The sequence below is a fragment of the Bacteroides sp. QWL-09 genome (assembly GCF_058683585.1).
Map to the genome: position 1 here is coordinate 2,047,161 of NZ_CM178748.1, position 14,131 is coordinate 2,061,291.

At 43.2% G+C, this 14,131-nt stretch carries 12 protein-coding genes; 8 read left to right on the forward strand and 4 right to left on the reverse strand.

Translation table 11 applies throughout. The features are described from left to right. The 5 genes from AC4PG5_RS07985 (at window position 1) to AC4PG5_RS08005 (ending at window position 6,145) form a co-directional block, all read left to right on the forward strand. Complete coding sequence (locus AC4PG5_RS07985; protein WP_492028413.1) at window positions 1-558, forward strand: IS1096 element passenger TnpR family protein; 558 nt, start codon at window positions 1-3, stop codon at window positions 556-558. A gap of 83 nt (window positions 559-641) precedes the next feature. Next, a complete protein-coding gene (gene miaA, locus AC4PG5_RS07990) occupies window positions 642-1,553 on the forward strand; it encodes a tRNA (adenosine(37)-N6)-dimethylallyltransferase MiaA (RefSeq protein ID WP_492028414.1) in 912 nt (303 codons plus the stop codon). A gap of 156 nt (window positions 1,554-1,709) precedes the next feature. After that, window positions 1,710-3,929: a S9 family peptidase gene (locus AC4PG5_RS07995; RefSeq protein WP_492028415.1), complete on the forward strand. Its 2,220-nt coding sequence runs from the start codon at window positions 1,710-1,712 to the stop codon at window positions 3,927-3,929. Between the two features lie 52 nt (window positions 3,930-3,981). After that, window positions 3,982-4,827 (forward strand): lipoyl synthase, encoded by an 846-nt coding sequence (lipA, locus tag AC4PG5_RS08000; RefSeq protein WP_492030717.1) that lies wholly within the window; start codon window positions 3,982-3,984, stop codon window positions 4,825-4,827. A 196-nt stretch (window positions 4,828-5,023) separates the two neighbouring features. Further along, entirely contained in the window at window positions 5,024-6,145 is a 1,122-nt protein-coding gene (locus AC4PG5_RS08005) for a hypothetical protein (protein WP_492028416.1), read from the forward strand. On the opposite strand, the gene AC4PG5_RS08010 is transcribed toward AC4PG5_RS08005, so the two are convergent. The 3 genes from AC4PG5_RS08010 to AC4PG5_RS08020 are packed head-to-tail and all read right to left on the reverse strand — an operon-like array spanning window position 6,111 to window position 8,728. Continuing rightward, a complete protein-coding gene (locus AC4PG5_RS08010) occupies window positions 6,111-6,815 on the reverse strand; it encodes an SAM-dependent methyltransferase (RefSeq protein ID WP_492030718.1) in 705 nt (234 codons plus the stop codon). The genes AC4PG5_RS08005 and AC4PG5_RS08010 overlap by 35 nt on opposite strands. Window positions 6,816-6,849: 34 nt before the next feature. Continuing rightward, the gene (locus AC4PG5_RS08015; protein ID WP_492028417.1) at window positions 6,850-7,866 is read right to left on the reverse strand and encodes a gliding motility protein GldB-related protein; all 1,017 of its coding nucleotides are present in this window, start codon (window positions 7,864-7,866) and stop codon (window positions 6,850-6,852) included. 4 nt (window positions 7,867-7,870) lie between these two features. Continuing rightward, window positions 7,871-8,728 (reverse strand): enoyl-ACP reductase FabI, encoded by an 858-nt coding sequence (locus tag AC4PG5_RS08020; protein WP_492028418.1) that lies wholly within the window; start codon window positions 8,726-8,728, stop codon window positions 7,871-7,873. Between the two features lie 197 nt (window positions 8,729-8,925). Between AC4PG5_RS08020 and AC4PG5_RS08025 the strand changes: the two genes are divergently transcribed. After that, a complete protein-coding gene (locus AC4PG5_RS08025; RefSeq protein ID WP_492028419.1) occupies window positions 8,926-9,573 on the forward strand; it encodes an HAD family hydrolase in 648 nt (215 codons plus the stop codon). 368 nt (window positions 9,574-9,941) lie between these two features. On the opposite strand, the gene AC4PG5_RS08030 is transcribed toward AC4PG5_RS08025, so the two are convergent. After that, a complete protein-coding gene (locus AC4PG5_RS08030; protein WP_492028420.1) occupies window positions 9,942-11,108 on the reverse strand; it encodes a MalY/PatB family protein in 1,167 nt (388 codons plus the stop codon). Between the two features lie 71 nt (window positions 11,109-11,179). Here AC4PG5_RS08030 and AC4PG5_RS08035 point away from each other — a divergent pair, with 71 nt between their 5' ends. Both AC4PG5_RS08035 and AC4PG5_RS08040 read left to right on the forward strand, forming a co-directional pair. Continuing rightward, window positions 11,180-11,965, forward strand: coding sequence for a Cof-type HAD-IIB family hydrolase (locus AC4PG5_RS08035; protein ID WP_492028421.1), 786 nt, complete (start codon window positions 11,180-11,182; stop codon window positions 11,963-11,965). A gap of 105 nt (window positions 11,966-12,070) precedes the next feature. After that, a complete protein-coding gene (locus AC4PG5_RS08040) occupies window positions 12,071-14,074 on the forward strand; it encodes a tetratricopeptide repeat protein (RefSeq protein ID WP_492030719.1) in 2,004 nt (667 codons plus the stop codon). Window positions 14,075-14,131 lie beyond the last annotated feature (57 nt).

Here is a 14,131-nt window from a genome sequence, read left to right on the forward strand (position 1 = left end):
ATGATATACAAATTTATTTTAATTTCTGACGAAGAAGATTCTTTCGTAAGAGAAATACAAATTGATCCGGAAGCCACTTTTTATGACTTCCATAAAGCTATTCTAGCGTCTGTAAACTATACAGATGATCAGATGACTTCTTTCTTTATCTGCGATGACGATTGGGAAAAAGAAAAAGAGGTCACTCTTGAAGAGATGGACGACAATCCGGAAATGGATAGCTGGGTGATGAAAGAGACCCCTCTAAACGAACTTATCGAAGACGAGAAGCAAAAATTGTTGTACGTATTCGATTACATGACAGAAAGATGTTTCTTCATTGAGCTTTCGGAAATTATCACCGGTAAGGAGATCAGCCAGGCCAAATGTACCAAACAAGCCGGCAACGCCCCGAAGCAAACGATCGATTTCGAAGAAATGATCACAACCAACACTTCACTCGACCTTGATGAGAATTTCTATGGCGATCAAGATTTCGACATGGAAGACTTCGATAAAGAAGGTTTCGATCTGGATGGAAATGCCGGTGGTGAGTCTTTTGAAGAAGAAAAAATTTAATATTTTAAGACTCAGATCAACTTACGGAGTTGAATGGTTTATTCAACTCCGTAGGTTGATCTGTTCCTATTTACCTATTTCTCATGCCAACCCTTATTGTTCTAATCGGTCCTACTGGTGTAGGCAAAACAGAGCTCAGCTTAAGCTTAGCTGAACATTTTCATACAGATATTATATCTGCCGATTCAAGGCAACTATTCCATGAACTAAAAATCGGAACGGCTGCTCCTACTCCAGAACAATTAAAAAGAGTCCCTCACCACTTTGTCGGAATTTTAAATTTAGACGACTATTATAGTGCGGCTCAATATGAAGAAGAGGTTATGCAGGCGCTTGAAGAACTCTTTAAAACCCATCCCGTCGTTATCCTAACCGGAGGATCAATGATGTATATTGATGCCATCTGCAAAGGAATAGACGATATCCCAACGGTCGATTCAGAGACCCGTGAACTTTTACTCCACAAACTTGAGACTGAAGGGTTAGACCACCTATGCGCAGAATTACGATTACTCGATCCTGAATATTATAAGATTGTCGATCTAAAAAATCACAAAAGAGTAGTACATGCACTCGAGATTTGTTACATGACCGACAAAACCTATACGTCATTTCGGACACAGCAAAAGAAGCAACGTCCCTTTAACATCATCAAAATCGGTTTAAAACGGGAACGAGAAGAACTTTACGCCCGCATTAACGAAAGAGTTGACGAAATGATAAAGGAGGGCTTATTAGAGGAAGCTCTTTCTGTCTATTCTCATCGACACCTCAATGCTTTAAACACCGTCGGATATAAAGAACTATTCAACTATTTCGATCACGAGTGGAGCCTTGAATTTGCGATAGAAAAAATCAAGCAAAACTCTCGCATCTATTCTCGTAAACAAATGACCTGGTTTAAACGGGATCATGAAATCAAATGGTTTCACCCCACAGAAAAGGAATCCATCTATACCTATATTACAGAACAACTCACCACAGATTTACTGTAAGCTCCATTCAGTCTTCTAGGAAAAGCTATATTTCAGTAAACTTAACAAGCAATAACGAGAGGATATCTTTGAGGTATTTAAGTTTATTCTTATTTTTGCATTATTAGAGTTGTATTTGAGTTTAAGAAACACTTGTCAAACCAAACAAACATAATAATGAAAAAAATTGCACTATTTTTACTACTTTGCCTATTAAACACCGGGTTCAGTCTAGCAAAAAGTAATCAGCCGCTTGATTTAAAAGAAATTATCGATGGACGTTTCCGACCGGAAAACATCTATGGCATCATACCGATGCCAGATGGTGAACACTATACTCAAATCAACCAAGATAGAACGCAAATCATCAAATACTCTTTTCGCACAGGTGAAGTGGTAGAAGTACTCTTCGATGTAAATAAAGCCAGAGAGTGTACTTTTAAACATTTCGACAGTTATCAATTCTCTCCGGATGGACAGAAACTATTAATCGCCACAGAAACGACACCGATTTATCGACATTCGTACACCGCTGTGCATTATATCTACCCTCTTAAGCGCAATGACAAAGGGGTGACAACAAATAATATCATAGAACGTTTATCGGATGGCGGGCCACAACAAGTCCCAGTCTTTTCACCCGACGGAACTATGATTGCTTTTGTTCGCAGCAACAATATTTTCCTCGTCAAACTGCTTTACGGAAATAGTGAAAGCCAAGTCACGGACGACGGTAAATCTAATTCGATCATCAATGGTATTCCGGATTGGGTTTACGAAGAAGAATTCGCTTTTGATCGTGCTTTAGAATTTAGTGCCGACAATACCATGCTAGCCTTTGTTCGATTTGATGAATCGGAAGTTCTTTCTTATAGTTTCCCACTCTTTGCCGGTTCACACCCAAAAATAGACGATTTTACCGATTATCCGGGTTACTATACCTATAAATATCCTAAAGCCGGTTATGAAAATTCAAAAGTGGAGGTACGTACCTACGATATCAAGTCGCACGTTACCCGCACGATGAAGTTACCAATCGACGCCGATACCTATATTCCACGCATCCGGTTTACTAAAGATGCCGACAAATTAGCGGTGATGACTTTAAACCGTCATCAAAATCGTTTTGACCTCTATTTCGCCAATCCACGTTCGACCACTTGCAAGCTGATCTTACGCGACGAGTCATCTTATTATATCAAAGAAAATGTATTAGACAATATCCAGTTCTACCCCAACCACTTTAGTCTACTAAGCGAACGCGATGGATACAATCACCTTTATTGGTACACTATGGGAGGTAATTTGGTTAAGAAAGTCACTAGTGGACAATTTGAGGTTAAAGATTTTGTGGGATACGATGAAGCTAATGGCACCTTCTATTACACCAGTAACGAAGGAAGTCCTTTAAGAAAAAGCGTCTATAAAATAGATCGTAAAGGACGGAAGACCAACCTGACTCAACAACTAGGCACCAATTCACCGATCTTCAGTACAACGATGAAGTATTTCATGAACAAATATTCGAGTCTAACCACTCCAATGGAGATCACCTTAAAAGATAACACAGGAAAAACCTTAAAGACTCTTGTTGACAATGCGAAGCTGAAAGCGACTCTAGCCAACTATGAAATCCCTCAAAAGGAGTTTTTCACCTTTAAGACAACCGACGGCGTACAACTCAATGGTTGGATGATGAAACCCACTCATTTTAATGCTTCCACACCATATCCGGTATTAATGTACCAATATAGCGGCCCGGGTTCTCAGCAAGTACTCGATAACTGGGGGATGAGCTGGGAGACTTACATGGCTAGCATTGGCTACGTTGTGGTCTGCGTTGACGGTAGAGGAACCGGTGGACGTGGAGAAGCTTTTGAAAAATGCACTTACCTTAAAATAGGCGTTAAAGAAGCAAGAGACCAAGTTGAAACGGCTTTATACTTATCCACCCTTCCTTACGTAGATAAAAATCGTATCGGCATATGGGGATGGAGTTACGGAGGATATACCACGATCATGAGTATGAGTGAAGGCACTCCTGTATTTAAAGCCGGCGTAGCCGTTGCTGCTCCCACCGACTTCCGTTTCTATGATACCGTATATACTGAACGATTCATGCGGACGCCTAAAGAGAACGCCGAAGGTTATAAAGCAGCTTCAGCTTTTACACGAGCAGAGCAACTTCATGGTAGCCTCTTATTGGTACATGGCATGGCAGATGATAATGTACATTTCCAAAACTGCGCAGAATATTCAGAATGTCTGGTTCAACTCAATAAGCCATTCGACATGCAAATCTACACCAATCGGGATCATGGGATTTATGGGGGAAATACCCGATTCCATTTATACACCCGACTGACCAACTTTTTTGACAAAGAATTAAAACACTAATATACTTAGGGAGGAACAACTGTTCCTCCCTATTTACACACCTTAATCATCTATTATTATGAGAGTACGCAAACCCGAATGGCTCAAAATCAGTATTGGAGCCAACGAAAGATACACCGACACCAAACGCATTGTCGACTCACACTGTCTTCATACCATCTGTAGCAGCGGACGCTGCCCGAATATGGGCGAATGTTGGGGAAAAGGAACAGCAACCTTTATGATCGGCGGAGATATCTGTACCCGAAGTTGTAAGTTCTGCAACACCAAAAGCGGGCGTCCGCAAGCTCTTGACCTTGCCGAACCGGAACATGTGGCTCAATCGATTGCTTTGATGAAGCTCAGTCACGCCGTCATCACCTCTGTCGACCGTGATGATCTTCCCGATCTCGGAGCCTCACACTGGGCCAATACAATTTCTGAAATTAAACGCCAAAACCCAGACACCACGATTGAAGTCCTCATACCGGACTTTCAAGGTCGCAAAGAATGCCTAGACCTAGTCATCGAAGCTGCTCCGAATATCATTTCACACAACATGGAAACCGTTCGCCGAATCAGTCCGTTAGTACGCAGTGCCGCCAATTATGACACGAGTTTGCAGGTGATCGCTCACCTTTCGGAACATGGTGTCCGAACTAAAAGCGGAATCATGGTTGGGTTAGGTGAAACCCCGGAAGAGGTCGAGATCCTAATGGACGATCTAAAAGCCAACGGATGTCAGATCTTAACCATCGGACAGTATTTACAACCAAGTCATCGGCACTATCCCGTGGCAGAATACATCCATCCCGATCAATTCAAAGCCTATCAAGAGATTGGATTATCTAAAGGATTTGCAGTGGTAGAAAGCGCACCGTTAGTCCGCTCTTCTTATCACGCCGAAAAGCATTTGTAATTGGAAAAACAAAAAGAAGATTTCTTTTGTTCTTTATTAAAGTCTATTGAGTTTTCACTCGACACCCTTTATAAAATTGGTCTGCTCTTTTACCCGATAATAAGAAACGTTATCTGTTAAAAAGCAGGCCAAAATAGGCATTAAGAGAAAACTCCCAACGAAAAAAGAGACTTTAAGCAACATTGATCAGAAAAGAATGAAAGATAAAAAGCCGCTCCCCTCGACATTCAATATCTCATTAGGATTTATTCCTATTGTTATTTCACTATTCTTGTGCTCCATCTTGACGCAAGAAACTGCGATTTATATCGGTACAAGTATAGGTGTGATATGGAGTTTATTCTCATTAAAGAGTGCTTCAAGCCGTGTCCTTAGTTTTATACTCTATTTATCAACAGGTATACTCCTCTTATGCAGTTTGTCGACTCTGATCCCGGATGGACATATTCCTCCGGAGATATTGCCAATCACCCTAGAGATTAGCATTCTATCCCTCTTATTCATCGTTTATATCCCACAAAAACGATTAATAAAGAATTTACTGAAGAAGTTCTGCACGAAAGACAAAGCCCTACTTTCTAGGAGTTTTGAAGCGACGCTTGTATCGGTCAAGATCACCTTACTATTAGGAGGCTTTCATCTGTTGTCGACAATTGGCTTATTACTCTTTCTGACGGAGATTCCCTCCACTATTCAAACCATCTTGTATCAAATCATACCAAGTGTTATATTTACCCTAATTATCTTACTCAACCAGAGCCTCATCTGGTGGTTTAATAAAATTATGGTTCCAAGGGAATATGTTCCGATTGTCGATACGCATGGTAGTGTGATTGGAAAACGCTTGGCTACAGAAGTCCCTTCAACATCGAACGACTATATTCATCCGATCATAAGAATCATCCCCTATACCGATGAGATGATCTATCTGTGTGAACGGTCGTCAGAACATCCATGTGATTTTGGGAAGACAGACATTCCTATGGAATACAATCTGCATTATGGAGAGTCACTTTCCGATGGAGTGGCTCGCTTGTTGCATGAAGCTTTCCCCAACACATCCTCAGAAGTACAACCGGAGTTTAATATCCTCTACCATCTCAAAGATGAAGAAGTCAACCGATTGGTCTATCTTTTCTTCGTTCACATAGAAAACGAGATCACCACGAGTCACCCCTTTTTCAAGAACTGCAAACTATGGTGTTTTCATCAAATAGAAGAAAACATCGGGAAAAATTATTTCAGCCGTTTCTTCGAAGAAGAATACGAGCACATCAAGACCGTTATTTATACAAAAGGAAAATACAAGGCACTTTAGATAAGTCGGGAATATGGCCTTTCCATTCTTTGATGGTACGTGTTTTGATAAACTCCCCTTCACAAGTGATATTAGCAGCAATACAAAGTTTAGTCTGAGGGCGACAAGCTTGCAAGATCTCTTCAATCATCTTATGGTTGCGATAAGGGGTTTCAATAAAAAGCTGAGTTTGATCTTCATTGTACACCCGCTGCTCTAAAGCCTTCAATTTCTTAGCACGTTCACCCGACTCAATAGGTAGATAGCCATGAAAGGCAAAGCTCTGACCATTAAAGCCGGATCCCATAACAGAAAGAATGATAGAAGAAGGACCGACAAGAGGGATCACCTTCAGATTCTTGCGTTGAGCGATCGCAACAACATCAGCTCCCGGGTCGGCCACTGCCGGACAACCGGCTTCGGAAATTACTCCCATAGAGTGCCCCGCCATTAAAGGTTCAAGAAAACCAGCAATATCATTCGGAGAAGTATGTTTATTTAAAGCATAAAACGTCAACCCGTCAATATCAATCTCACGGTCGACTTTCTTTAAGAATCGTCGTGCAGAGCGCACATCTTCCACAATAAAATGGCGAATTCCACGAATAATATCTGTATTATACAGAGGTAACACCTTTTCAATCGGCGTATCACCCAAAGTCACCGGAAGTAAATATAGAGCAGTTTCCATCATATCTGTTATTCAAAAAAAGGGTAAATAGACGTTACCCTTCATTCCATATATAGCCTGATTCCTCAAACAATCGATGATAATCGGTCGTCTCGAGTAAATCTTTTAATTTAATTTCTTTATGTTTTTTCATATAAGAGGTCACGATTTGCGCACCAATCCACGTGCCGACCAAAACCGGAGCCGACTGTCCAAACAACTCGGAAGAGGGAGACAGTTTCATGTACTGCCGAAGAATCATCGGATCGCGCGCATACAAATGTCCATGATCACAAATATAGTCCCAGATCTTCTTTTCATTACCCTGACACCATTTATTTTCGGCTACAGAATACCCCATAGCTTGTCCGATATCCTTATAGCCAAGAATCTTCTGAACCACATAATGAATCTTACCATAATGCAACATCAAATCAATCAGACTCGTTCCTTCCTGATAGTCAAAAGCATATAAGTTCAAGAGGTAATACACAAAACAATCGGGGACAATCCGATCGGGACGCATCGACTGACATTGGTAGTCGTAATAAAATCGTTTATAAAGCGGATAGTCTTCGCCCATATACTTATCCAAACTAATCCCAAGCAACGTATCGACCACTACAATCGACTCATTAAATGCCGAGATTTGAGTATAGATATAAGGAATCTCGATCGAAGGCAATTCTTTACGTAATCTCTTAAACCCTTTATTCAGTCCGTCCTCCACATCTGACAAGTCGGCAAACTTTAATTCGACATCGTCAATAAGCCGCAATAGCGTTGTATCAGAGTAGAACTGTTTCAGTTTCTGAGAGATCGTATCCTCCTCCACGGTTCCTATGGCCAAGACATCTTCAATCAGAAGCTTTGTTGCCCGGCGGTGGTCCATATTAAGCTTCTGCATAGCAGAAAAGCTGTTGGAGCGAACATATTCGCTCAACAGCTTATCATATCGAAAAACAGAAATCTGTTTTTCTTCCTTCCCGGTCGATCGGTTCGTACTCATCTGGCACGCCCCTAGCACCAACCATAGGAATAAAAGGAAAAAAGAGATCTGCTTTTTTTTCATCGACTTAACCGTAAATGATGTGTCCTTCTTCGTCCTTATACTCATCAAGTCCCTTTTCGTAAGTTGCCATTGCACGCAAACTCATTCCCACACTTGAGAATCCACCATCGTGGAACAAGTTCTGCATGGTTACCTTACGAGTCAAATCAGAGAACATGACAATACAATAATCGGCACATTCGTCCGCACTAGCATTACCTAGAGGTGACATGCGATTAGAAAAGTCAAACAACTTATCCATACCTTTCACACCCGATCCGGCTGTTGTAAAGGTTGGTGATTGAGAGATTGTATTCACACGAACGCCATGCTCGCGACCATAGATATAACCAAAGCTGCGTGCAATAGATTCCAACAATGCTTTAGCATCTGCCATATCGTTATAACCGTAGAATGTACGCTGTGCAGCCACATAACTTAAGGCCACAATCGAACCATTCTCTGCAATAGCATTCTGCTTCTTTGCGGCTTGAATCATTTTATGGAACGAAACGGCTGAGATGTCTAACGTCTTATCCAACATTCCATAATCCAAATCATCATAGGTACGTTTCTTACGTACGTTAGGCGACATACCGATTGAATGCAACACGAAATCAATCTGTCCACCTAGTATCTCCATCGAGCTTTTGAATACATTCGACAACTCTTCAATATTAGTGGCATCGGCAGGAATCACTTCACAATTCAGCTTTTCGGCCAAAGCATTAACTTCGCCCATACGAATCGCCATTGCAGTGTTCGACAATGTAATTGTTGCGCCCTCTTCAACTGCACGTTCAGCTACTTTCCAAGCAATAGACTGATCATTTAATGCACCGAAGATGATACCTCTTTTTCCTTTCAACAAGTTGTAACTCATATTATTTAATCGTTAAAATTTGTGCAAATATAGGAACTTTTTGCATAAAATCGCGAAAAGTGTGCAAAGAAAAGCACAAAACACTTTGTTTTCGTAAATTTGCAGACGATTTACAGAATGAACATTCTGCATCATTCCGGGGAGTTTACTCTTACAAACTCCCCCCCTTTTAATAACATAATGTATAGCAACAAACAATGAAGAAACTTGTTATTTTCGATTTAGACGGCACCCTATTGAACACCATAGCCGACCTGGCTCAAAGTACCAATCACGCTCTTAAAGAACTAGGATATCCCACTCACGACAGTCATGCGTATAAATTCATGGTGGGCAATGGCATCAACAAACTTTTCGAACGCGCCCTACCCGAAGGTCAGAAGACGCCCGAAAACATCGCACGAATGAGAGAACGTTTTATCGCGTACTACGATCTCCATAATGCCGACGAGAGTTCACCATATGCCCATACGCTAGAAGTGTTGAAAGAGTTGCAAAGCCAAGACATCAAGCTGGCAGTAGCCTCAAACAAGTATCAAGCAGCCACCGAAAAACTCGTATCGGCTTACTTTCCGGGCATCCGTTTCATTGCCGTTCTCGGTCAGCGCGACGGCATACCGGTTAAGCCCGATCCCGCCATTGTAAACGACATCCTCAAAGTCGCGCTGGTCGACAAGAGCGAAGTCTTATATGTCGGCGACTCCGGTGTAGATATGGAAACCGCCTCAAACGCAGGGGTTGAATCGTGCGGGGTCACTTGGGGCTTCCGACCGAGAGCTGAATTGGAAGAGAAAAAGGCCGACCACATCATCGACTCTGCCGATGAGATCCTAGGCCTCATCTAAAACAGATCGTTTGTAAACTGACCCCCACCGTTTCTTGAATTATTTAGAAACAGTGGGGGATTATTTTTAACGTCCGGTTAGTCGTCAGCCTACGTTCGTCAATCGTCAGCTTACGTTCATTAGTTGTCAGCCCACACTCAGCAGTTGAGCCCTCGAACGTGGGCTCTTCAGCCTTCGAACGAAAACCCATCAGCCCTCGAACGTGGGCTCTTCGGCCCTCGTTCGAGGGCTCAACAAGAGATATGAATGTAGCAATTAATCGAACTTTGAGAGCAACAAATTGGGTCAAGCCAACGGTTAATAAGATAGTCCGACCTGCTTAAATCCGTTCTAAAAAGAAAAAGAGAAAGAGTTTTATCTCGAATGCGTTAGTCCAATAAAGCCTCACGCAGCTGATTCAGCGACTTCTCGAGTAGCGAGCGTGGACAACCGATATTCAATCGCATAAAGCCTTCCCCTTCGCGACCGAAAGTCGTTCCGCTATTGAGTGCCAATCGGGCTTTTTCGACAAACAAAGTCTTCAATTCATCTTGGCTCAAGCCCAACTGTCGGCAATCCAAGAAAATTAAAAATGAAGCCTGAGGACGAATCATGCAAATCTGCGGAAGATACTTTTGAAGAAAAGCTTCTGTAAAATCAATATTCTCTTGAATGTAAGTCACCAGTTGGTCGAGCCACTCCTCACCTTGTCTATAAGCTGCAGCGACACTCAGGTAAGCAAACAAATGTCCTTCGGAGAACTCCCCGGACTCCATGAAGGTCTTAAACTGACGATTAAGCTCCTCATTTTCGATCACGGCATACGAACTGGCCAACCCTGCCATATTAAACGCCTTACTAGGCGACATAAAGATCAAGCAGTTGTTCCGTGCCAAATCGGAGACCGTACTAAACGGATGATGCTCGTAAGGCGGTAATGTCAGATCGGCATGAATCTCATCAGAGATCACGAGAGTCCCACTCCGGTGACAGATCTCAGCCATCTGTTGCAACTCCTCAACACTCCACACTCTTCCACCGGGATTATGAGGATTACTTAAGATCAAGGCCTTACACCCCTCCACATCTTTCTCAAACTGGTCGAAGTCGATGTGATACTGACCGTCGACTAATTGAAGAGAGTGATAGACCACCTGTCGCCCGGTTCGTTGAGAAACTAAGAAGAATGGATGATACACCGGCGACATCACCATCACCTTATCGTTCTTTTGTGTAAACGTATGGAGCGCCAAAGCCAACCCGCGAACAATGCCCGGAACAAACGTGAGCTGTTCTTTCGCAATCGTCCAACCGTGTCGTTTCCTCAACCAATCGATAATCGACGGGCTCCAGTCCTCACAAGCAAAGGTGTATCCCAACACCTCGTGAACCAAACGTTTCTTTAACGCTTCTATGATAAAAGGAGGCGTACGAAAATCCATATCTGCCACCCACATTGAGATTAAGTTCTTATCACCGAAATGTCCCTCTAGCGCATCCCATTTCACAGAATCCGTGTGATGTCGGTCGATGATCTCGTCGAAATTATACTTCATAGCCGGTCTTTTTTTTATGTTATCTACGGCAAAAATAGTACTTTTGTATTCAAAACCAAAGAAATAGAAACATGACCAAAGCCTTGTTTTTCGATATTGACGGAACATTAGTAAGTTTTAACACCCATACCATCCCGCAGTCGACCATTGCAGCCATAGAGAAGGCCAGAGAAAACGGACATCGAATCTTTATTGCTACCGGACGCCCTAAGGCCATCATCAACAATATATCAGCCTTGCAGGAACGTCAACTGATTGACGGTTATATCACGATGAATGGGGCTTATTGCTTTGTGGGCGATGAAGTCGTCTATAGAAGTTCCATTAAGCCTCACGAAGTGAAGGCCATGGCACAATTCTGTCAGGAAAGATCGATCGCAAGCTTTTTTGTGGCCGAACATCATATCTCCATCTGTCAGCCCAATGCACTCGTCAAAGAGATCTTTTACGATTTTCTGCACGTACAAGAGGCACCGGTGGCCACATTCGACGAAGTCCTCAAGGAAGAAATCTTCCAGATCACTCCCTTTGTGACACACGAAGAGGAAGAGGAAGTCAAACTTCAGACGCCCTATTGTGAATACGGACGTTGGCATCCGGCTTTCACCGATGTGACGGGGAAAGGAAATAACAAACAGAAAGGGATCGATGAAATGATTCGTCACCTGAATATCCCATTGGAAGACACCATCGCTTTTGGTGATGGCGGAAACGACATCAGCATGCTCCGTCATGTCGGCATTGGCGTAGCCATGGGTCAGGCTCAAACAGAAGTCAAAGAAGCAGCCGATTACATCACAACGAGCGTCGATGACGATGGCATTCAAAAAGCTATGTTGCATTTAGGATTAATCTAAACGAAACGTTTAGCGTAGAGATTACATGAGATCGAGATTAAAAAGTTGGAGATTAAAAAGATAAATATTAAAGAGGTAAATATTAAGGAAGTGGAGATTAAAGAGATCGATATTGATAATAAGCCGTTTCAAGATGCTTTGAATCTGGTGGAGTATACCCGGCAGTCGGTGTTCCTAACCGGTAAGGCCGGCACGGGAAAGTCCACTTTCCTAAAATATATCTGTCAGCACACCAAAAAGAAGCATGTGGTCCTTGCTCCTACGGGGATCGCCGCCATCAATGCGGGTGGAAGCACCATGCACAGCTTTTTCAAATTACCGTTCTATCCACTCTTGCCCGACGATCCGAATCTGAGCCTACAAAAGGGGCGCATACACGACTTCTTCAAATACACCAAGGCCCACCGTAAACTCCTTGAACAGGTCGAGCTGATCATCATCGACGAGATTTCGATGGTTAGGGCCGACTTGATTGATGCCATCGACCGCATCCTACGGGTTTATTCGCACAACCTTCGCGACCCGTTCGGTGGGAAACAAATTCTTTTAGTGGGTGATGTGTTCCAGTTGGAACCCGTCGTCAAAAGCGATGAGAGAGAGATTCTAAACCGGGTGTACCCCACGCCGTTCTTCTTCTCAGCCAGAGTCTTTCATCAGATCGAGCTTGTAGCCATCGAACTGCAGAAAGTCTACCGCCAAAACGATCCGGTCTTTGTCAGCGTGCTCGATCATATCCGCACCAATACGGCAGGGATGGCCGACTTACAATTGCTTAACACGCGCTATGGCACGTCGATCGAAGCTTCGGAAGAGGAACTCTATATCACGTTGGCGACTCGTCGAGATACGGTCGACTTTATCAACGATAAGAAACTCTCCGAACTACCCGGAGATCCGGTTCACTTTGAAGGAACAGTCGACGGTGATTTTCCTGAAAGCAGTCTTCCGACGCTTCAAGAACTCGTGCTCAAAATCGGGGCACAAATTATTTTTATCAAGAACGACTTCGAACGTCGCTGGGTAAACGGTACCATCGGAGTTATTGCCGGCATCGACCAAGAAGAAGGTACCCTCTATGTCATCACCGACGATGGAAAAGAGTGCGACGTAAAACCGGAGACTTGGCGTAACCTCCGCTACCGTTACAATGAAAAAACAAAAGAGATTGAGGAGGAGGTCTTGGGTACCTTTACCCAATATCCCATACGACTCGCTTGGGCTATTACAGTCCACAAAAGTCAGGGGCTAACCTTTAATCGCGTAGTGATCGACTTTACGGGGGGAGTCTTTGCTGGGGGACAAGCTTATGTGGCTTTAAGCCGCTGCACCTCGCTCGAAGGCATCCAATTGAAAAAAGCCATCAACCGGTCGGACATCTTTATCAAGCAAGAGATTGTCAACTTCGCCACGCGGTTTAACGATCGCATAGCGATCGACAAAGCGCTCAAGCAAGCACAAGCCGACGTGCAATATATTGCGGCTTCAAAAGCATTCGACAAAGGAGATATGGAGAGCTGCTTGGAACAGTTTTTCCTAGCCATCCACTCCAGATACGATATTGAGAAGCCCGTGGCCAAACGACTCATCCGACGAAAACTCGGACGGATCAATCTTCTGCAGGATGAGAATAAACGGTTGAAGGAAGAGATGAGACGTCAGATGGATCAACTCAAGACGCTGGCTCACGAATATCTACTGATGGGCAATACTTGTATCACTCAAGCCCATGATGTCCGAGCAGCCTTGGCCAATTACGACAAAGCTCTTCAGCTCTCACCCGACTTCTTAGAAGCTTGGATACGCAAAGGGGTGACTTTGTTTAACGAACAGCGGCTAACAGAAGCAGAAGAGTGCTTCAGTCGCGCCGTCAAGCTCAGCCCCATGAGTTTCAAAGCTGTCTACAACCGTGGTAAACTCCGTTTAAAGCAGGGGGAAGTCGAGGGCGCTTTAGCCGATTTCGATAAGGCAACCACTTTAAAACCGGAACATGCCGGGGCGCATGAGCTGTTTGGTGATGCGTTGCTGAAAGCCGGTAAAGAAGGCGAAGCCGCTCTTCAATGGCGCATCGCAGAAGAACTGCGTAAAAAACGACAGGATAAAAATGAGTAAATAAAAAAAGCGAGTAAATAAAAATCATAACTCATACCAAGTTGTTTATATAAACAG